This is a genomic window from Mixta mediterraneensis (assembly GCF_030283135.1).
Lineage (GTDB): Bacteria > Pseudomonadota > Gammaproteobacteria > Enterobacterales > Enterobacteriaceae > Pantoea > Pantoea mediterraneensis.
This window is the reverse complement of record NZ_JASUAZ010000053.1, coordinates 1-21,684: the sequence shown is the minus strand read 5'-3', so window position 1 is coordinate 21,684 and position 21,684 is coordinate 1. Positions and strand designations below refer to the sequence as shown.

General features: G+C 50.2%; 18 protein-coding genes. 4 read left to right on the top strand and 14 right to left on the bottom strand.

Annotated elements, in window-relative coordinates; genetic code table 11:
- Positions 1-191 (top strand): hypothetical protein (locus QRY16_RS19520; protein WP_289777735.1); only part of this gene is annotated, 191 nt, incomplete at its 5' end.
- A gap of 244 nt (positions 192-435) precedes the next feature.
- Here the strand turns inward: QRY16_RS19520 and QRY16_RS19515 are convergent.
- Both QRY16_RS19515 and QRY16_RS19510 read right to left on the bottom strand, forming a co-directional pair.
- Entirely contained in the window at positions 436-1,212 is a 777-nt protein-coding gene (locus QRY16_RS19515) for a TraX family protein (protein ID WP_289777734.1), read from the bottom strand.
- A gap of 300 nt (positions 1,213-1,512) precedes the next feature.
- Positions 1,513-2,328 (bottom strand): SGNH/GDSL hydrolase family protein, encoded by an 816-nt coding sequence (locus QRY16_RS19510; RefSeq protein ID WP_289777733.1) that lies wholly within the window; start codon positions 2,326-2,328, stop codon positions 1,513-1,515.
- Between the two features lie 436 nt (positions 2,329-2,764).
- On the opposite strand from QRY16_RS19510, the gene QRY16_RS19505 reads away from it, so the two are divergent.
- Positions 2,765-3,907, top strand: coding sequence for an acyltransferase family protein (locus QRY16_RS19505; protein WP_289777732.1), 1,143 nt, complete (start codon positions 2,765-2,767; stop codon positions 3,905-3,907).
- Between the two features lie 245 nt (positions 3,908-4,152).
- On the opposite strand, the gene QRY16_RS19500 is transcribed toward QRY16_RS19505, so the two are convergent.
- Entirely contained in the window at positions 4,153-5,577 is a 1,425-nt protein-coding gene (locus tag QRY16_RS19500) for a purine-cytosine permease family protein (RefSeq protein ID WP_289777731.1), read from the bottom strand.
- A 314-nt stretch (positions 5,578-5,891) separates the two neighbouring features.
- Between QRY16_RS19500 and QRY16_RS19495 the strand changes: the two genes are divergently transcribed.
- Positions 5,892-6,032, top strand: a complete 141-nt coding sequence (locus QRY16_RS19495; RefSeq protein ID WP_289777730.1) for a hypothetical protein — start codon at positions 5,892-5,894, stop codon at positions 6,030-6,032.
- A gap of 31 nt (positions 6,033-6,063) precedes the next feature.
- On the opposite strand, the gene hpaC is transcribed toward QRY16_RS19495, so the two are convergent.
- The 11 genes from hpaC to fhuE form a co-directional block, all read right to left on the bottom strand.
- Complete coding sequence (hpaC, locus tag QRY16_RS19490; RefSeq protein WP_289777729.1) at positions 6,064-6,582, bottom strand: 4-hydroxyphenylacetate 3-monooxygenase, reductase component; 519 nt, start codon at positions 6,580-6,582, stop codon at positions 6,064-6,066.
- 11 nt (positions 6,583-6,593) lie between these two features.
- Positions 6,594-8,156, bottom strand: a complete 1,563-nt coding sequence (gene hpaB, locus QRY16_RS19485) for a 4-hydroxyphenylacetate 3-monooxygenase, oxygenase component (protein WP_289777728.1) — start codon at positions 8,154-8,156, stop codon at positions 6,594-6,596.
- Between the two features lie 229 nt (positions 8,157-8,385).
- Positions 8,386-9,270: a 4-hydroxyphenylacetate catabolism regulatory protein HpaA gene (gene hpaA, locus QRY16_RS19480; protein WP_289777727.1), complete on the bottom strand. Its 885-nt coding sequence runs from the start codon at positions 9,268-9,270 to the stop codon at positions 8,386-8,388.
- Between the two features lie 9 nt (positions 9,271-9,279).
- Entirely contained in the window at positions 9,280-10,635 is a 1,356-nt protein-coding gene (hpaX, locus tag QRY16_RS19475; RefSeq protein ID WP_289777726.1) for a 4-hydroxyphenylacetate permease, read from the bottom strand.
- Positions 10,636-10,652: 17 nt separating this feature from the next.
- Positions 10,653-11,453 (bottom strand): 4-hydroxy-2-oxoheptanedioate aldolase, encoded by an 801-nt coding sequence (hpaI, locus tag QRY16_RS19470; protein WP_289777736.1) that lies wholly within the window; start codon positions 11,451-11,453, stop codon positions 10,653-10,655.
- A 9-nt stretch (positions 11,454-11,462) separates the two neighbouring features.
- A complete protein-coding gene (gene hpaH, locus QRY16_RS19465) occupies positions 11,463-12,266 on the bottom strand; it encodes a 2-oxo-hept-4-ene-1,7-dioate hydratase (protein ID WP_289777725.1) in 804 nt (267 codons plus the stop codon).
- A 212-nt stretch (positions 12,267-12,478) separates the two neighbouring features.
- Positions 12,479-12,859: a 5-carboxymethyl-2-hydroxymuconate Delta-isomerase gene (locus QRY16_RS19460; protein ID WP_289777724.1), complete on the bottom strand. Its 381-nt coding sequence runs from the start codon at positions 12,857-12,859 to the stop codon at positions 12,479-12,481.
- Positions 12,860-12,976: 117 nt separating this feature from the next.
- Positions 12,977-14,050, bottom strand: a complete 1,074-nt coding sequence (gene hpaD / locus QRY16_RS19455) for a 3,4-dihydroxyphenylacetate 2,3-dioxygenase (protein ID WP_289777723.1) — start codon at positions 14,048-14,050, stop codon at positions 12,977-12,979.
- Between the two features lie 73 nt (positions 14,051-14,123).
- Entirely contained in the window at positions 14,124-15,578 is a 1,455-nt protein-coding gene (hpaE, locus tag QRY16_RS19450; RefSeq protein WP_289777722.1) for a 5-carboxymethyl-2-hydroxymuconate semialdehyde dehydrogenase, read from the bottom strand.
- Complete coding sequence (locus QRY16_RS19445) at positions 15,575-16,855, bottom strand: fumarylacetoacetate hydrolase family protein (protein ID WP_289777721.1); 1,281 nt, start codon at positions 16,853-16,855, stop codon at positions 15,575-15,577. Before QRY16_RS19445 ends, hpaE begins: the two co-directional genes overlap by 4 nt.
- 612 nt (positions 16,856-17,467) lie before the next feature.
- Complete coding sequence (fhuE, locus tag QRY16_RS19440; RefSeq protein ID WP_289777720.1) at positions 17,468-19,684, bottom strand: ferric-rhodotorulic acid/ferric-coprogen receptor FhuE; 2,217 nt, start codon at positions 19,682-19,684, stop codon at positions 17,468-17,470.
- A 433-nt stretch (positions 19,685-20,117) separates the two neighbouring features.
- On the opposite strand from fhuE, the gene QRY16_RS19435 reads away from it, so the two are divergent.
- The gene (locus QRY16_RS19435; protein WP_289777719.1) at positions 20,118-21,215 is read left to right on the top strand and encodes a YncE family protein; all 1,098 of its coding nucleotides are present in this window, start codon (positions 20,118-20,120) and stop codon (positions 21,213-21,215) included.
- Positions 21,216-21,684 lie beyond the last annotated feature (469 nt).

The window sequence follows — 21,684 nt, the reverse complement described above, 5'->3', positions numbered from 1 at the left end:
CGTGCTGGAACAGGAGCTTTGCGGGTCGCGGTATGTACATGAAAGACAGTATAAAATATGGCGATGAGGGTGGAAAGGACTTCGGCTGCGCAGCAGACGGGCTCACGCCGCAGGCGTGCTACCGTTCTGGTGGCATTACTGCCTACGCAGGGCAACAGGCAGAGACAGATAAGGGTAAGTGGACGCGATAATGTTACAGGAGGCTATTACAGAGAGCTGCTTTTTCACGATAGACAGCGTTAGTGTGAACCAGGTTAGCGGCGCGGTTATTGAGGCACGCGAGTACGGCCTCGCTTAAATCCGTCTGGAAACCCTGAAACGCAGAGATTAAACCGTTTTTATCGCCGACTATGTCGCTTATTTATCTTTAAGTGATTGCTTATTCAGGTAAATTTTTGCCCTGTCACTTCACCTTGTCGACACTAAGGCACCGGGCTACTGATGAAGCGCCAGCACGCCGAGCAAAAGGAGATGTCCGGCGTCAGCGTGGTAAAAAAAGCATCGAGGCCAGACACGCCGGAACAGTTTACGGGGAAAGACCGCAACAACGCCGATCGCAACCGGTAACAGCAATAGCGCGATCATGCCCGTATCCGTAACAGTTAAGTTATCTGGGAAGGTGGGAGAGCTGTAAGTCTGCTGAGCCGCCAGCGCTATCAGCAGTACGACCATAAACAGCAGGCTTCCCGAGAGCAAAGCGACGCGAAAACCCGCCACGCACATCAGCGCAAACAACATACTGTTCAGCCCGCAACCGGAAGGCGTTAAAGGCCAGGCCAGCAGAAGCAGTAGGGCAATACCTGCCATCATACCATTGGTGCCGTAACGAGCCTGCCAGGCCAGAAGCTGGGTACAACCGGCAAACAGAAACAGGATATTCAACACCAGCCATGACTGGCCGCTACTCATAAAAGCCAGCCAAAACACAGGCTGGGTAATAAACGCCCATATCCATAAACGTACGGCCTGTCGCTGCATTTTCTGGGCTGAATCAGGCAGATTTGCGGCCCATACCAGCGTGAATAATGGAAATGCCATCCGGCCAGTCAGGTATAACAGCGAACTGCTGTAGTGAAGCAATATGGCATTGACGTGATCGGCCAGCATGGCCGCGAGCGCCAGGGTTTTGAGCAGGTCAGTCTGGAAGGGGGTAAAAGCCCGCAACTGACTGAATACATTCAGCGTTCGCAGCGATGTCAGGGCAGAATACATGTCATAAGGGTTCAGAATAGTTGCCGAGCCATGACAATATACAAAAGGCGTGCCGGGGAAAAGCTATTCAAACAGGGAATGACAAAAGACAACCCCGGGAAAGTTTTCACCGGTAGTTTCTCAGCCATCAGCCATCAGCCATCAGCCATCGTCCCGGAACGTATAATCCGTCCAGACCAAACCAAATTTTAACGGTTGGCTAATCAGTACAGATTACGGGTTGCAACCGGCAGAGGTGTGCGCTTCTGACCGTCACGATCTGATATTATTTCACCCGGTATGACACTGCCATGCCTTGCTTTAAGGTGATTTTTTGGCCATCAACAGACTCTTGCTGTCAAGAGATTGTCGATTCTGTTGATAATGAGCCAACTCAACGCCAAAGTTTTTTTCAATGACGGCAAACGTTTCCTGGGCCTTAATTTTATACAGGGAACCGGAAGGATGAATACAGTCAGGTGACATCAAAGTCTGCCAGTTCGCTATTTGTTTTATCCGTTCAAACTGATGTACCAAAGGTACGGACTCGGACTGAGCCACGGCGTTGAGGCTGGAAACGTAGGGCTCTAACTTTACGCGTGCGATACGCCCACAAATTGGATGCGGTTCCTGAACAATGACCGCTTTTCCTTCTTCGCGCGCAATATTAATTAGCTTCGACATAATCATGCTGTATTTTACCGGGCTGACAATATAATCCGGTTCAATATCTTTAAAATGGTAGTGTCTTGCATCATTCATTGCAAAGTTGAGTAGAATAATTTTAGCCTGGGAATTTTTCATTTCTTCGCGCCAGGTTTTATTTTTGCTGTAATGATATTTACCGGTGAGTAGCTCTAACGCCTGTGCAGACGGAGCACCATAATTTATCACGCGTATGCCAGGGCCATATTTATCTCTTAAAAAAAGGTTTAACAACGCTATTTCATTTTCTTTGGCAATCACAGAGGTGATTTTCCCCTCCTTTTTCACCGCCATGACGCCTTTCGTGCTTGAGCCGCCATAAGCTGCAATAATAAATTCGTTGTGTGTCTCTGCAGCCTGTAAGGGAAAAATCAGAGCATAAAGAATAACCAATGAGATCGCGGGCCTTAAAGATAAATTTTTCAGTCTCATTACATTCGCCTTGATAAAACTATGTCTGATGCTAATCCGATGATCGAACAACACCGTTAGGTTGCGCTTCAGCAAGGTAGCAAATGCAACCGGGCGGAAACAACCTGAAAGATTGCTTGCGCATTTTAGCGCTCATCTGGAACGGGAAAAGTCTTAACGTCATCCTGAAAACAAAGATAACCGGCCTGAATTCATCGACTTGCTATGCGCTATAAGTTTTATCTGAATGTTGCAGTGCCAGCTTAAGAACGAATGGGAAAGCTGATATGATAAAATTTCCTTAAGTAAAGGGCGATTCCGCTTGAGGGAAATATGTGGTCGTAACTGGGCTGCATCAATACTACGCCGTTTTGTTTAGCGACGATTAACGACTTGCGAAGCTTTTTCGGCTGGCCTGTTTAAAATAAAGTAATAATTAATTTTCAAGGCGGAAATAGTGGATAAATCTTCTTTTTTATCAACACGTAATATAGGCCTCGATTTTTTACGTGCGCTGCTTATTTTGGAAGGGGTGCTGTACCATGCAGCACGTAGTTTACCTGGGGGAAATTCCTGGTATTACATATCAGGAAAAAATGAATCGATAGTTTTTACGTCACTCATTGAATTTATCCATACCTTCAGAATGGAAGCGTTTTTCTTTTTATCCGGCATGTTTTCCGCTATGGTTTTTCTGCGCAAAGGAAACGCTTTTTTTATTCAAAACAGAAAGAAAAGAGTACTCATTCCGCTTATTTCTGCTTTTGCTTTTATACCTGGCGTTATGTACCTGCTCTCTGCGGCAATCAAAGGCAATGCGATAACCTACGCGGGCTTAGCCAGCGGCTATACGCAGCTTCATCATCTGTGGTTCCTGGTTTCCTTGTCGGCCATGTCTTTTTTGATACCGGGTTCTCTGTATGTGAAGCTTGCAGCAGTGTTTCGGCGTCTACCCTTTCTGGTGTTAACTGGAACGCTTATCGTGGTGTGTAATTGCTTCTTCGTGCTTAAGTTTTTTATGAAGGATACAGGCGAATTGATGCTGTTGATTCCGGTAACTGCCCGCTTCTGCGTCTATTATGCTGCTGGTTACGCGCTTTATATCAACAGAGATAAAATACCCGAAATGGCTAAACATCCACTGCTGCATTCGGGGGTGATTCTGTTACTGGCGCTCCTTTGTTACGCTTCTTTTTATATCACTTTTTACTATAACGCTGGCGGCGTAATGAAATACTTGCCGGTGATTATATCGAGCGTATTCTCCGTTATTTTCTCGTACTGGATTGTGTTTTATTTTGAGAAAATGCGACTGAAAGAAAATCGTCTGGTGAAGGGGATCGTCGATTCAGCGTTAGTGATTTATATTATCCATTATCCATTGGTTATTTCGCTGGCCTGGCTTTTAGACGACACTATTTCAGACAACCTTTCAGTGACTTACGTTATGACAGTAACGGCTATGGCGTTAGGGCTGAGCGCCTGCTGCTATTTTGTTATCAAGCGAATTCCCTTGCTGGCAACCTTATTTGGCCTGAAACCAGCCAGTAATAACGCAGTGCCGATTACCGATGCCACAGTGAAACAACCCATTAACTGACGCGGCGTCACCAGCCCAGCGTTGCCTATTTACATCCCCAGACGGCTAACCGTGTGGGGAACATCTACTATTTAATCTTCTGAAGCCAGCTTACGCTGACTGAGGGTTTAAAGCCGGTGCTCAATACCGGCTTTAAACCCGCTTTGTGTTTTGCATTAGCATGCGTAATAGAGAAACCATCGCCTGCAATCGGGCTGGCAATCACCTGACTGCCAGCCCTGATAAATCCATCTACTCCATTAATATCACGGATAAATTGACGCTGCTAACGTGCCACGCCGATCGAATTTTTTGGCCCACAGCCACAGTAATGCGGTTGCAAACCAGCCTATTATCCAGGACACATCATTACCGGCGAAGATCCAGGTTAGCGAACCGTGGTGTAGCGGATTATCAATAAAGGGTAATTGTATTAACACGCCGGCAAAGTAAATCGTGATACCTGCCCAGTTCCGGCGTCCATATCGCCCATCAGGCTGTGACAAGGCGGGAACGTCAACCCGACCCTTAGTAATAAGATAAAAGTCCGTCAAACTGATGGCGCTCCAGGGCACAAAAAAAGCCAGCAGAAAGAGTAGAAAGTGGGTAAACGACTTAAGGAAGGACGGCTCACTGAGCAACGCGATAACGCAGGCAATAGTGACCATAAGGACGACAAAGATAATTCGACTGCTGCGGCTAAGCGATGTCTGCTGACGAAAGCCAGAAACGATAGTGGTCAGCGACATAAAACTACCGTAAGCATTCAGCGTTGTGAACGTAATCTTGCCAAAGCAGATAGCAAAATAGATCACCATCGCCATGGTGCTGGTACTGCCTAAGCCAACAATATAACCCACTTCATTTCCCGAAAACGCGTTTCCGGCAATAGCCGCGACTATCACACCAAGTGTCATAGACGCCTGTGTACCCAGTACGGTGCCAAGAAATACTGCGCTAAACAATTTTTTTGCTGAAATGTCCGGGGGGAGATAGCGAGAATAATCAGAAACATAGGGGCAAAAAGCAATCTGCCATGACGACGACAAAGAGACAGCAAGCAAGAAGGTGGAGAATGAGAAATGGCGGTTCTGCCACACCTGAGACAAATCATGGGTAGAGAACAGGGTGATAAACAAATAGAGGAAAGCTAATACGCCAATTATGCTGGCTACTTTTCCCAGTTTATGAATAACCTGATAACCCAGCACCGCAATAACAATGATGATGACGCTGAACAGGATCATGCCTGCTGAATTGTTAATATGCAGCATTTTTGCCATCGCCTGACCCGCAAGCACCGTGCCGCTAGCGGAAAACCCGACATACATGATGCATACGAGGACAAGGGGAATGACCGCGCCAAAAACGCCAAATTGCATCCGGCTGGTTATCATCTGCGGTAAGCCAAGACGCGGCCCTTGAATCGCATGCAGCGACATGATGGCGACACCCACTATCTGCCCGACAAACAAGCCAATCACCGACCAAACCACATCTCCACCTAACACCACTGCGAGCGCGCCGGTAACAATGGCGGTTATTTGTAGGTTACCGCCAAACCACAGAGTAAACTGGCTAAAAGGGTGGCCGTGGCGTTCGCTATGAGGGATAAAATCTATAGATCTCGTTTCAGACAGGCGCTTTTTTTCAGCGCCTGCACAACCTGCTGCAGGTGATTCAGCTGACATAGTTTCCTCGCTAATGCAGATGAGAAGTTAGTTATTATTGGCCTTTTGTTAACTTTGTTGATGAGTCATGTATATACATGTACGGATGTTGTCACGCGCACTGCCAACTTACAAGATGGCGGGTCATTGGAAAATGTGATGACGCTGGCAAGGTTGGTGCGAACCCTATGAAAAAGGGAGCGCCTGAAAAGTTCACCGCTGTGTGTATGGTGAGTTCTGGCACAGGGTGAGTCGAAAAGCGCCTGGCGTATCTGTCACAAAAAACAGCGTAAACAGAGGAAAGAAATAACAGAAGCGAGGCGGGAATATTATCGATGATCGTGGGGCGAACGGCTGAACGCCATCCCGCCGTTATGTCAGGTATTGAAGAGCAGAGCCGGAAAGCAGGCAGTCCAGCCAGCGCAATAGACAGTAATCATGACGTATTTACTGTCGAATGGATGGGGTCTCTCTGAGAGAGAAAATGGGCCCGCAAGCCCATTTCGCTTATGCCGTTGTGGCCTGAGCTTCATGAAACGTGGCATGAAACTGCCGTTTGAAATAGATCAGGCCATGGCCCTCATCCGCTAACGTAATATGCTTAATTTCCAGTAGATAGAGCTGGTGCGTGCCGATAGTCTGAATCTGTTGAATCTCTCCCTCCAGGCTGGCTAACGCACGTTGCAAAATCGGTTGCCTTAACACGCCATCTCGCCAGCCTTCGAGCGTAAAACGCTGTTCCATCGTTAATTCAGTCATACCAGCAAAGTGGCGCGCCATCTCTTCCTGCTGATGGTTTAGTACGTTAACGCACATCCGTCCGTTCTGTTCGAACACCGGATTCATGGCGCTTTTACGATTTACACAGACCAGCAAAGTGGGAGGGGTATCCGTCACCGAACAGACAGCGGTGGCAGTAATACCACAACGTCCGGCAATACCTTCCGTCGTGACGATATTAACCGCAGCGGGCAGGCTGGCCATTGCGTCACGGAAACGTAAACGGTGTTGATCTTCGTGAGACATAGGAACCTCCATTACTTCAGCAAGCGATCAAGCTGATTGATGTCAGCATTATTGTGCAGATGCGGTACTGTCCAACCGTCACGATCGTAATCGGCCAGGCAGCGATCAACCATATCCATCATGCTCTTCATATTGCCGGATCCCTGTGCATGACGCAGGCACTGCAAGCGCACTTCGTCCTGACTTCCGCCATAGTTGATTTCATACAGTTCATGTCGCCCACCAAACTCGCTGCCCATGGCATCCCACATAAGTTTGAGAATTTTGATGCGCTGCTCGTGATCCATGCCATTTGAGCCGCGGACATATTGTGACAAATAACGATCGATTTCAGGATTTTTCAAATCACGCACGCTGGACGGCAGATAAATAAGGCTACTGGTAACGTTGCTTTCGATGATGTTCTTAATTTTGCTGTAGGCCATAGGGGCCATAACACGATAGGTCTGCATTGCCTGCATATCGGGCAGCCAGGCGCCATTTTTCCACGCATGGGCCTCAGCACACATCGCATCACTGAGGGACCAGAAAAGGTTGCGCCATGCGACGACTTCACCCAGCGCCGCCTGAACCCCGCGAAATTCCATTACCCCGCTGCATTCCAGGCTTTTTTGCAGCAGTGCGGTGATAAAGTCGAGTTTTACAGCCAGACGAACACACGCCTGCATCGGATAGAGTCGGGCAAACCCGGCTTCGACACTCCAGCGGCGGCAACGATCAAAGTCGCGATAGATAAGCACGTTTTCCCAGGGAATAAGGACATGATCCAACACCAGAATGGCGTCATTTTCGTCGAAACGGCTTGAAAGCGGATAATCGAATGGCGATCCGGTTGCCCCTGCCACCATTTCATACGAGGCGCGTGAAATCAGTTTTACGCCGTCTGCATCCATTGGCGCGACGAACATTAATGCAAAGCTGGGATCGTCGCCCATAACTTGCGCAGAACCAAAGCCAATAAAGTTGTAGTGCGTCAGCGCCGAGTTAGTCGCTACCACTTTGGCACCGCTCACGATAATGCCTGCGTCGGTCTCTTTTTCGACCTGTACATAGACATCTTTCACTTCATCAGCCGGTTTATGGCGGTCAATAGGCGGGTTTACGATGGCGTGATTGAAATACAAGCCTGCCTCCTGGATACGCTTGTACCAATGACGCGCATTGCCAGCATACTCACCATAAAATTCAGGATTCGCGCCCAGAGAGCAGGCGAAGGCCGCTTTGTAATCAGGCGTACGTCCCATCCAGCCGTAGGTCAGACGAGACCAGCTGGCGATGGAATCACGCTGCTGGCGAATCTCTTCGGCGGAGCGGGCAAAACGAAAAGTACGGTGAGTATATCCACCATTACCGGTGTCAGTCTGCCAGCAAAGATTATCGTGGGACGCCGGTGCATGCAGCGCATCGTAAAGTGTTGAGACAGAACCTGCGGCATTACGGAATCCGGGATGAGAAGCGACATCTTTTACTCGTTCGCCGTAAATATAGATTTCACGCCCGTCCTGAAGGCTTTTTAAATATTCTTCACCAGTAAAAGGGCGAGTGGTCACGGCGCGATGGTCTTCAGGTTTCATTTTCTACCTCACAGGGTTTGGCTAAGTAAACATTTAATTAGCGCTTATTTGTTATTGGAGAGTTTTTATTCTGTTAATTGATTTAAGCGCTTAGTCACCAAACCCGGAAGAGACTTTCCAGGCGAATACGGGTACTTTTCACCAGCAAGAAAAAAGGTTTTAGGAAGTGGGATCGAGATCAATAATTGAATAAAAGGTGACAGAGCCTGATCTGTCACCCTGGTTAATTTTACCGGCTCCGGAACTGACTGGGCGAACAGCCTGCCATGCGATGAAAGAAGCGCGCAAAGTAAGCCGGGTCTTTATATCCCAGCGCGTAAGAGATTTGGTTTACGCTCTGCGCACTGTAGAGAAGCTGCCGTTTAGCCTCGCGTAGAACACGTTCCAGTATCAGCCGTTTTGGTGACTGGTTGGCAAACCGGCGACAGAGTTCTGTAAGCTTTGATTCACTAATGCCAAGCTGACGCGCGTAATCCGGAACCATCAGATGTTGGGTAAAATTTCCATCGATCATCTGATTAAATTGCTGGAAAACCTGCATTTCGCCGCGAACGCCACACGATGAAATATCATCTGGGGGAGCAGTACGGAGCAACAGGGTGAATATTGCCTGAGCCAACGCAATCAGTACCAGCTCCCGTCCTTGTGCCGACTGGCTAAACTCTGCTGCCATCACAGCCCAGTAATGGTTGAGCATCTGTAAAGTTTGAGGATAGTGCTCAAGCGACAGGCATATTCCCTGAAGCGTGATCGCCTCGCCGCTACCTGGCCATAATTTCTCAATTAATGGCCAGATAATTTCCTGACGGACAGTGAGTACATGTCCGTCACTTTCAGGCTCGGTAATAAAAGCATGGGGCACAGAAGGCGGGGTTAATATAAACAGAGGCGCCTGAACGGCATAATAATGGTCGTCCAGGTGCAATGTAATTTTACCCGTAGCCAAAAAGTGCAACTGAAAATATCTGTCATGCCAGTGTGGATGCATATCGCGGCCAAAGAAATTGGCCAGTCGGGCGAAAGTTTCGTAATGCATATCATCGCTGACGTAGCGCGTATCATACTCTTTGCCGATATTAATATTTTCAAATGGCATTAACATGGTATTCGCCATGGCTTTACCTCATGGCACTTTTCGCGTTTGAAGCAGGGCGATTTTGCGTTCCTGATCGCTTTGCATCGGAATACGCGTCAGCACCAGCGCGCCCACGACCAGAAGTCCCGCAACACACCATAGGCCTGCATTAAAGCTTCCCGTCATGTCACGTAAAATGCCAATCAGCAACGGACTGACCGCTGAGCCCACATTTCCTATTGCATTGATCACTGCTAATGCCACTGCACGAGCGGCAAAGCTGATCACCTGGTCAGGCGTGGTCCAGAAAATCGTCATGGCGGTGAACGCGGCAGAAGACGCAATAGTAATGCCCAGCAACTGAAGCAGCGGGTGAGTGGTAGCCGAAGCCAGCAACCAACCTGCTGCTGCCACCAGATAAGGCAAAATGGTATGGCGTTTACGCTCTTTCAGTCGATCAGAACGACGGCTCCACACGATCATTGCAAGGATGGTACAAAACTGCGGAATGGCGGCCAGTAGGCCAATCATAATATTACTGCTGCCTTCATTGAAGCTCTTCAGGATTTGCGGCGTCCAGATATTAATGGCACTCAACGTATTGGTCAGGCAAAAGTAGGCGAGGGTATACAGCAGCACGACCGGCGTTAATACTTCGCGCCATAGCGGCTTGTGCGTAGAAACATCAGGTTTTGGCAGCTCCCTTTCGCGATCCAGCATTTTCATCAAAGTACGCTTTTCATCTTCGTCCAGCCAGCGTGCCTGTGACGGCTTATCATCAAGAAAATACCAGGTTGCTACGCCCAGGATGACAGAGGGCAAACCTTCAAGCATGAACAGCCATTGCCAGCCTTTAACGTTCCACACCCCGTCCAGCGCAAGCACGTAGCCGGACAGCAGTGATCCCACCATCATAGTAACCGGCATCGCTATCATAAAAAGCGCGTTCGCGCGGGCGCGGTAATAAGCGGGAAACCACCAGGTCAGATAGACGAGGATGCCGGGTAAAAAGCCAGCTTCGGCAATGCCTACCAGCATACGCAACAGATACAGCGTTGTGGCACTGGTTGCAAACATGGTGCAGGTGGAAGCAATGCCCCATAACACCATAATGCCGGCAATCCAGCGCCGGGCGCCGACAATCCCCAGCATGATATTACTGGGAATGCCGCACAACACGTAGGTGACATAAAACAGCGTGGCAGCGAGCCCAAACATCGCGGATGTCAGGCCCAGATCCTGCCCCATGGTGAGTCCGGCAAAGCCAATGTTGATCCGATCTAAAAAGGAGAAAACAAACAGAATGAACAGAAACACAATCAGGCGTTTGAAGAGTTTTTTCATTACGCGCTGTTCAGTTTCGGACAGGCCGCTTTCATGAGGCTGTTGCGCTAAGGTCGTCATGGTTCTCTCCTGGCAGATTAATAAACCGATTGTTCGCCGCTGTTAGTCTGGTTAAGGGATGAAGTGAAGCGGGCTGCCAGAGCTTCCGCTGAACGCGCCAGCAAGGTGGTATCAACGCCGACCGCAACAAACAGCGCCCCCCGCTCCAGATAGCGCTGCGCCAGTGACTCATTAGCCATCAAAATACCCGGTGCTTTTCCCGCTGCGAGGATCTTTTCAATACAGGTGTCGATAACGGCCTGCACAGCGGGATGGGCCGGATTACCGGTAAAACCCATATCCGCGCTGAGATCGGCGGGGCCGATGAAAACACCATCTACGCCTTCTACTGCCAGAATCTCATCCAGATTTTCTACGCCCTGACGCGTTTCAATTTGTACCAGCAGGCAAATCTGTTTATCCGCGTGCAACAGATAATCAGGTACACGGTTCCAGCGCGAAGCGCGGGCAAGGGCACTGCCGACACCCCGGACGCCATTAGGTGGATACCGGCAGGCTTTTACGGCGTGTTGCGCGTCTTGAGCGGTTTGCACCATCGGAATAAGCAATGTCTGCGCACCGGTATCCAGCAACTGCTTGATAATCACCGCATCATTCCACGGCGGGCGGACGACAGGATGGCTTTTATAAGGCGCAATCGCCTGTAACTGACCTAATACCGAACGCACATCGTTGGGGGCGTGTTCACCGTCGATCAGTAACCAGTTAAACCCGGCTCCGGCCACCACTTCCGCGCTGTAGCTGTTGGCAAGCCCAAGCCATAAGCCAATCTGCGGCTGCTTATTGCTAAGCGCCTGTTTGAATGTGTTATTTACCATCATTTTCCCTCAGACGAAGCGGCAGCTGATCGCGCCCATTACGCCGTAATCAACATGGAAAGTGTCACCTTTACGCGCAGCAACCGGGCGTGTGAAAGACCCCCCCAGAATGATCTGTCCGGGTTCCAGCTGTACGTCATGCGGAGCGAGCTTATTGGCAAGCCAGGCCACGCCATTGGCAGGATGATTTAACACCGCCGCGGCGACGCCAGACTCTTCAATCACGCCGTTACGGTACATCAGCGCTGAGATCCAGCGCAGGTCGAGTGTTTCCGGCTTAACAGGACGGCCACCCATTACCACGCCCGCATTGGCGGCATTATCGGAGATGGTGTCGAATACTTTGCGGGGACGCTGGGTTTCAGGGTCAATGCCATGGCAGCGCGCATCAATAATTTCCAGCGCCGGGATGATATAGTCAGTGGCGTTATACACATCGAATAAGGTGCAGTTGGGGCCGCGTAACGGTTTGGCCAGCACAAAAGCCAGCTCGACTTCAACACGGGGCACGATAAAGCGATCGATCGCGATGTCGCTGCCATCAGCAAAGAACATGTTATCAAGCAAGGCACCATAATCGGGTTCATCAATCTGTGAACTGGCCTGCATCGCTTTCGAGGTCAACCCGATCTTATGCCCTTTGAGCACGCGGCCTTGCGCAATTTTTTCTGCTACCCATTCGCGTTGAATGGCATAGGCGTCATCAATAGTCATGTGAGGGTAACGCAGCGAAAGCTGACGCGTCTGCTCGCGTTTTTTCTCTGCCTGATGCAGCTCATGCGCCAGGCTTTTAATGGTTTGGCTGTCTAACATCCTCATACTCCCGTTTGGTTGGTTCCGCCGAAGCAGAGATATTTCTCGTCCACATATTTGTCCTACCGTAGCGTGAGCCTTCACGTCTCACCGAGAGCGTGCGTAAGACAGCCAGCTAACCAGGTCGCGCTCTTATTCAGCGCACCGGCCTATGTGTCAGTAATCCCTATCTGCTGGGGCGCTCACCGCCGCTCTTCTGCCTGAATCAAGGCTCAGCGAAACAGCGCGTGAACATTATTCTTTTTAAAATTCAGCACTGGATGCAGCTCTTCAACTGCGAGCGACAGCGCCAGATAGCGTGTTGCACTCAGCGCTGCAAAGTGGTCCGTAATGATGTCAAAAAGGGCAGCCATCACCGGTTGTAACCTTTCCAGCGATCGGCCATGGCCGATTTTTAACGTCATATGTACAAAGGCATAATCGTGTTTGCCGTCGGCCATCTGCCAGGTGTCGATCCAGTTTGCGCGGCTACGGATGCCAGCGAGCGGGAAAATGCCGCTGTCTGCCAGATGGGTATTGACCTGAGCAAATAGCTCTGGCAGGTCGGCCTGGTGGCGAATATTTTCAGTACATTCCGCGATAAAATGGGGCATAACAGCCTCCTGTTACCCGAAAGCGGGCGAAGTGAAGCCGCATTCTGTGCGTGCAGAATGCGTGGCGGATAATTCGGGAACACGCTGCAGGTCTGTAATGACCTGCAGCCGGGCGTCTTACAGGGTATTGCCGAGCTTAAATCCTTCTTCTACATCCCCTTTGCGGGTATATGAGAAGCCATCGGCACCGATAGTGACCGCCATTTCGCTTGGATCGCTACGTTCAATGACCGGCTGCGGGTTGCCGTCAAGATCGAGCACCAGTGAACCCTCGGCATACCAGCTTGGCACTACCGGGCTGCCCCACCAGTCGCGGCGCTGATTGTCATGTACATCCCAGCTCACCACCGGGTTGTCCGGGTCGCCGGTATAGTAATCCTGGGTATAGATCTCTATGCGATGTCCGTCAGGATCGCGCAGGTAGAGATAAAAGGCATTCGACACGCCATGTCGTCCGGGACCACGCTCGATCAGGTCGGATTTACGTAATGCGCCAAGCTTGTCGCAAATCGCCAGAATGTTGTGTTTCTCATGTGTTGAGAAGGCAATGTGATGCATACGCGGACCAGCGCCGCCGGTCATCGCTGTATCGTGTACGGTTTGCTTGCGGCACGCCCAGGCAGCGTAAACCACGCCATTTTCATCGCGAATATCCTCGGTGACGCGGAAGCCGAGTCCCTGGATGTAGTCAACGGCTTTTGGCACGTCCGGCGTGATCTGGTTGAAGTGGTCAAGACGCACCAGCGCACCCGGCGTGTAGAGGTCGTAGCGCCAGGCGAGGCGATCGACATGTTGCACGTCATAGAAAAATTCATAGGGGAAACCGAGAGGATCTTCGACACGAACCGAATCTCCGATACCTTTCACAAAACCGTTTACGCGGCGTTCGGTTCGACAACCCAGATCTTTAAAGTAGGCTTCAGCGCGATCAACATCTTCTGGGCTGCGTACGCGATATGAGAAGGCGGCTACTGCGGCCACGTCCCCCTGGCGCAGCACCAGATTATGATGGATAAATTCTTCCATCGAGCGCAGATAAATTGCCTGTTCATCCTCATCGGTAACCGTCAGGCCGAGAATATCAACGTAAAATTCACGGGCAGCTTTCAGGTCAGTTACCTGAATTTCCATGTAAGCACAACGGACTATGTCTGGAGCGGGTACAGCAGATGTTTTGATTTTAATCGCCATTTTTCTGGTCTCTTCCGGCTTTATATCATGCTCAGAACAACCGTCACGTGACGGTTGCGAGGGTAATAAGGGATCAGACGCCCCATTTTGGGATCGGATGATCACCAAAGGAGATACATACGTTTTTCATCTCGGCAAACACTTCGAAACTGTACTCACCGCCTTCGCGGCCCGTTCCGGAAGCTTTAACACCGCCGAATGGTTGACGCAGATCGCGTACGTTTTGTGTGTTAACGAACACCATGCCAGCCTCAATGCTACGCGACAGGCGCAGCACCTTACTGACATCCTGGGTCCAGAGATAAGACGCCAGGCCGTATTCAACGTCATTTGCCAGACGTAACCCTTCAGCCTCATCTTTGAATGGCAAAAGACACGCCACCGGCCCGAAAATTTCTTCCTGGGCGATGCGCATGCGATTATCGACGTCAGCCAGCACGGTAGGGCGCAGGAAGTTGCCGTGGCTCAGACCTTCCGGCTTATCCGGGCCGCCCGCTAGTACTTTGGCGCCTTCTTCAATTCCCAGACGAATGTAGCCGGACACTTTTTCCCAGTGCTGCGGGCTAATCAGCGCACCTACCTGCGTATTCGGGTCGGTCGGATCACCTACGCGTAGGCGGTTTGCACGTTCAGCAAACCGCTTCACGAATTCGGGATAGATACTTTCCTGAATAAAAATGCGTGAACCGGCAGTGCAGCGCTCGCCGTTAAGCGAGAAGATAGTGAACAGGGCGGCATCCAGCGCCCGCTCAATGTCAGCATCTTCAAACACCAGCACCGGCGACTTGCCCCCCAGTTCCATCGAGAACTTTTTAAGACCGGCGTTTTGCATAATTTTTCGGCCAGTTAATGTCCCGCCCGTAAACGACACCGCACGAACATCGTTATGTCGCACAAGTGCATCACCCGCGGTGTTGCCATACCCTTGCACCACATTCAGCACACCCGCCGGGATACCGGCTTCGAGCGCCAGTTCACCGAGTCGATCGGCTGAGAGCGGTGAAAGCTCGGACATCTTCAGTACCGCAGTGTTACCCAGAGCCAGACAGGGGGCTGTTTTCCAGGTCGCCGTCATAAACGGCACATTCCATGGCGATACCAGCGCACATACGCCTACCGGCTGGATGAGCGTGTAGTTCATCATTTTGTCGTCGACCGGATAAGTGCGGCCATTCATCTGCTGACAGATTTCAGCAAAGAATTCAAAGTTGTGAGAAGCACGCGGGATCAAAACGTTTTTTGTCTGGTGAATGGGCAAACCGGTATCGGCGGTTTCCATTTCGGCAATTTCAGGTACGTTTTCATCAATAAGCTCGCCCAGGCGGCGCATCAGGCGGGCGCGCTCTTTCATTGGGGTATTTGCCCATTTAGGGAACGCATTTTTCGCCGCTTCCACCGCCTGATGAATCTCTTTTTCACCACCCGAAGCGACGTCTGCCAGGACTTCACCGTTAGCCGGGTTTACGGTGGTGAAATAGTCGCTACTGGCGACGTTTTTACCGTTAATCCAGTGATGTATCTTTTTCATTTCAGGCTCTCCTCAAACTGTTTTTCACTCACAATTCGGTTGGTTAAACGGCCGACGCCTTCCACTTCTACTACCACTTCATCGCCGGGTTTAACGTCTGCCAGCCCCTTTGGCGTGCCGGTGGCAATCATATCGCCGGGCTGCAGCGTCATAAATTCGCTTAAATATTCAATAAGAAAGGCAACGCTGAACACCATGTCCTGCGTCGTGCCGGACTGAGTCATTTCGCCGTTAACAAACGTTTTCAGTTGCAGATTCTGCACATCAGGAATGGTGTCGCGGGGGGTAATTCTGTCGAGCAGCGGCGTTAGGGTATCGCGGCTTTTTACACGGAGATTGGGACGGTAATAGTTTTCCAGATAATCACGAACCGCGTAGTCATTACAGACCGTGTAACCTTCGACGTAGTTGAGCGCATCCGTACGACTCACATTACGGGCAGTTTTGCCTATAACGACTACCAGCTCAGCTTCATAATGCATGTACTCAAGGTTATCCGGGCGTACGCTAACGCTTTTGTCGCCGGTAAGGGTGTTAGGCGCTTTAATGAAAACCAGCGGTTCCTCCGGCGCTTTAAAATCCAGTTCAGTTGCGTGATCGGCATAATTCAGACCCAGCGCAAAAAGTGTGGGATGCCCATCTGGTTGCATTTGGGGTAGCACTTTGTCGCTGAAATGATTAGTCAAATCAGGCAAGCCTTGCGCTTTAATGGTCACGCTGTCACCCGCCAGCACCGCGATACGCTGCTGTGGCGTACCGAGCAGAATGACATCGCCCGCCTGTAAAGTGGCAAAATCGCTCAGCGCGGCAATAAGTTCAGCCGCATTACGATGCAGTTCTGCCGTTGACCAGCTCTGCTTCACCACGCCATTAACTTCAGTCACGATATTCAAAGCGCTGACATCTTTGAGCGCTGCCATCTGGCCAATAGGGCAAAAACCATCACGACACTTAGCCTTGATCGCTGGGCGGTAAAAGCTTTCTTCCGCCAGGCTCACGTCGTTGGCCAGCGCATAGCCTGCGATATAGTGCTCAGCATCAACAGCACTGACTTTACGGGCTGTTTTTCCGATCACGACGGCAAGCGTACCGCCACTGAACGTCTGCTGTTCAGGCAATGAAATGATGTCCCCCGTCTGCCGGTGTGTATTACGTGGCTTAATAAACCAGACCGGCGTTTTAGGTGGCGTTTTATAAGGTGACTGGTGAAAAGCCTCCTTCCAGTGCTCTGTTTGAGAACGGTGATTGAGAGCGACAGCAAAGACAGACCTTTTCATCGTATTTCCTCATGACTGAAGGGTAATTAATCTTGTCATTAACATGTTAATGAAATGATTATTAGATCATCATCGATAGGGAAATCAAGAGGGAAAAAGCGGAGTAAGTTCGTTTATCACTTAAAGATATTAATTAAAGTTCCTTAAAAACAAGAGGATATTTTTTTTTGGATTTTTATGTTAATTTTTTGTTATTAATTGCATGATCTCTGTCACGTAATTAATGTGTTAACTTTATGGTTTTTTACTGCGGAATCATTTTTATCTAACGCAGCCAGGGGAGCGGAAAATATATCGCGCAATAAATCGATTGATCTGAGGTAAGCGGAACCTGCGGGTATGATTCTCTGATAAGGGATCTTTTACACAGCGATGGGGTATTTTCGACCTACTCTCAAACAGCATAATCTGACCGAACAGCAGTGGCGCTTCGAATCCTTGTTCGTTGGGTTTTCGCGTACTGGCAAAAATTTTGCGGCCAGGCCCAGAGCCTGAACGGGCCCGATCAGATCACATGCAAATGACACCTGTAAGGGGTAGCTACCTCTTCCCGGTTTGCTGTCAATCACCGACAGCAATTGCGCCCTGACTAACAGGGCGCAATTAGACACATCAGAACTGATAAGAGACGCTGACTGAGAAGTTACGCGGCTCACCGTAGACATAATTGTTCATATAGGTGTAGTAGGTGCGGTCAAACAGGTTATCTATGTTTGCCTGCACAGCAACCTGTTTGGTGACCTGATAACGGGCAAACAGGTTGGCCAGAGGATAGCTCCCCTGATAGACGCGCTGGGTGCTGCCATCCGGTGCGCTGACATCCTCAAATACACGATTCTGCCAGTTGATGCCGCCGCCAATGGTCAGGTCTGGCAGCGATGGAACACGGTAACGGGTGAACAGCCTGAAATCAGTCTGCGGCTGGTCCGGGTTATAGCGGCCCGCTTTATCTCGTGCCACATAGCGCGTCGCGCCGAAAGTCAGTTGCAGATTATCCGTCACCGCGCCGTTCAGCTCGAATTCCGCGCCTTTACTGCGAGCGCCTTTGGTCGCGTAATAGGCCTGTTCGCTGCTGTTGTTCACATAAACACCCTCTTCAGCGGTGCCCACGTTTTCCTGTTCGATACGGAAGATAGCCAGCGTGGCGGTCAGACGGCCATCGAACCAGGTTGACTTCAAGCCGGTTTCGTAGCTTTTACCGGTCGCCGGTGACAGGTATTGACCTGAGCTGTTGCGGTAGGTTTGCGGCTGAAAGATTGAGGTGTAGCTGGCATAGGCTGACCAGGTATCATTGATGTCATAAATCAGGCCGGCATAGGGTGTAATGTTATTTTTCTCAACGTTTCCACTGCTGCCATTCGTGCTCCATTGGGTATAGCGTGCGCCTGCAATCAGCGACAATGGATCGGCCAGAGAGAGGCGTGTAGCAATATATGCCGATTTCTGACGGATTACGTCATCCGCATTCAGATACCAACCCTGCCATTGCGGTTCGGCAAGATTGCCCTTCCAGCCGTTGTTAAATGCACCCATATCGCTGGCCGCAATATTGTAGTTTTCCAGATCGGTTACGCCATCCTGGCTGTCAGTCACGTTATGCTGGCGGCTGTAACTGACGCCCGCCATCAGCTGATGTTGACGACCCAATAACTCAAAGGGGCCGCTGGCATAGCCATCAACCGAGGTGAGGGTGCGCTTGCCCTCGTCCATGCTGCCGTAGCCCGTTGTACCTTCGCCAGTACTCTGATCCGGATAATCCATCACATACAGGAGCTTGTCACTGAAGGTGTTTTCCGCATGTGTACCGTTGAGGTGGATGTCCCAGCCGTTATCAAAATTATGTACCAGGTCTGCGTACACTTTGCGCGCGTTGGTGTGATAGTAAGTCCAGTCGGCGGAGGAATTCAGGCTGCGGTTGTAATGGGTCAGGGCACCATTGCTATAAAATATTGGCAGGCCACCCCACGTCGGATTGCCGGTATCGGCATTTTCATAGTCATAACCGAGCGATACGGTAGTGTGATCGGTTATATCAGCATCAACCACGGCGTACAGAAACTTTTTGGTTTTATGGTAGCGATCTAACCAACTGTCTTGGTCCTGATAACCCGTCACCACGCGGCCGCGTACTGAGCCATCGTCATTCAGCGGTCCGGAAACATCCGCGACATAACGCTGTTTGTTCCAGCTGCCGTAGCTGGCGCTTACGGTGCCGGTAAACGTTTTGCTGTCAGCATGTTTGCGCACCATATTTACGGATGCAGAAGGGCTGCCTGCGCCAGTCATCAGGCCCGTGGCTCCGCGAACCACCTCAATGCGATCGTAAATTGCCGTATCTGAAGCCGCATCGCCAAAGTTCCAGGAGTCGCCGACCGACGTGGGAATGCCATCAAAGGTGAAATTAGTGGTTTTGAAGCCGCGTGCGTAATATTCGGAACGTTCGCTGTCGATCAGATTGCTGGAAATACCCGTAGTATTATTAAGCACATCGGTTACGGTCTGTAACTGCTGGTCCTGCATACGCTGCTGCGTTACTACGCTGACAGACTGCGGCACATCACGCGGCGTCAGCAGCAGTTTAGTGCCGGCACGCGTGGTTTTAACCTGATAGTCGTGCTGTTCTTCAGCAGTATTATCATCAATGCTGGCATCTACCACCATATCCTGTTGAGTCTCGCTGGCTGCCGTACTGCTGGAATTATCGGCGGCCTGTACCTGCGTCGGATGGATAAGGATGTGTACCGCCATTGCCAGCAGAGACACTGAGAAGGTTTTCCTGTTGCCTGACGCGCGAGATTCAACGCACGTTTCCCTGCGTGTTAAAGACATAATTTTTCCTGTCAGAAATGAGCGAGCGGTTATTTCGCTTCGTTTTTATTGCTTAAACACCGTAACAACACGATTAAAAGCACAACGGTAAAGAAGCCTATATTTTGAGAAAGCCAATGATAATCATTTGCTTTAATGTTTCGAGAAAGGTTTCAGATAAAAATGTAAATATTTGTATTTAACATTTAAATCAATCAGATATAAATGGATTTAACTCCACGTGTTGCCAATGGTTTTGCTTTTCCAGACGTTTTTTCCATAGAAAAGCGCAAAGCAGGAAGAAAGCTTTGCTCTGCAACACCGCGTAAAAGTGCGAAGAGACTGGGCTGATTTGCTTACTTTCTGTAAATGCGTATGATTCGCATTCTTTTCGTCATCCTTCTGAGCCCCCAAAGATCAGACGGAAGCCGTTCATCCATTGATGGAGTACAGAATGAAATCGTTGTTCAGTCCGCGTAAAGCAGCGCTTGCCGTTGCAATCATTGCTACGTTCAGCCTGACGGCTTGTCAGACACCGGCCAGCAAGGTTGCAGCCCCGGCAGTCTCGTCTGCTAAAGCAACAAAGCCGGTTGATCAGACCGTAACCCAACGCATATTAGGTGATGGGCTGTATGAACTGGCTTATTCCCCGGCAACCAATACGCTGTATGTCGCCAGTGCGCAGGGCTTCAAAGATGTTAATGGCGGCATGTTGTATCGCCTTGACCCAACCACGCTGGCGACGAAAGGCGAAACGCATACTGATTTGAAAAACTTCGGTATGGCAATTAACGATGAAGGCAGCGTGATCTACACCACCAACTCGCTTGATGGTGCCGTGTCGAAAGTGGATGCCCAAAGCGGCAAAGTGCTACAGCGGGTGATGTTTGGCGGCAAAGATAAAGACGGCGATGCGGTAGGTGCGCGTGAAATGCTGCTGCACGGTGACGCGCTGTATGTGGGACGCGTAGCCGATCCGGGTTACATCACCGTGGTTAATACCAAAACGTTTAAGGTCAAAACCACCATTAAAAATATTGGAAAGTGGGTGACGGGCATTATTTATTCCCCTCTGACCGAACGCATCTATGCGGCTAACGGCGCGGGCGAAATTGCGGTAATCAATCCACACACGCATAAAGTTGAGAAACGCTGGTCGCCGAATGATGGCAAAGACTATCTGTTCCTGAATATGGCGGAAGATCCGGCAACCGGTCGCCTGTTTGTTACGGATGATTCAAAAGGGAAAACCACCCTGGTGTTTGACGAGCAGACGGGCAAAGTGATTAAACGTATCGAAGGTGATGCGCTGGGAATTAAGTTCAACGCTAAACGTAACGAGATTTACATCAGCCAGCGCGAATCGAAGAAAGTGCTGCAACTGGACGCCACCACCTATGCAGTGAAACACAGCTGGTCATTTGACACTAACCCGAACAGCCTGCTGGTTTCTGCCGATGGCCAGACGCTGTATGTATCACTGAAACAGGCGTTTAATAAAGATAACTCGACCAAAGGCCCGGACAGCGTGGCGCGTATCTCGCTCAAATAACATTTCAGTCTGGAGGAGCCTGGGAAGAGACGTTCTTAGTTGCCACAGGCGCTGTCCTTTGTCCAGAAGGCAGGGCGTTTTCGTTTTCTAAGCCAACCTCAGATTCGGAAACGCTTTAACAACTGTACAAATTGATCCCGCTGATTGAAGTGCTCAAAGCGAGTATCTGCTGGCATGAAAGTTGACGTGTACACATCGACACTTTATGGATAAGGTGTCGCAGCACGCTTATCGGGTCTGCGTCAAGGGCAGGGCAGGGCAGGGCAGGGCCGCAGGCTAACATGAAACTTTTCTGAGAACGTCCAGAAACAGCGGGATATAAGGGTTAGGATCAGCGGTTCTGTGTCAATACCGATCGAATTCTGACCCACCCTGCCAAAGTAAAACTGACCCACCCCCTTTGAATCATTCGAGCGTTGTTGCTTTCGTTTTCTTCTGGAGTTGACCGCTTTTCAGCTTATCTTTCAGT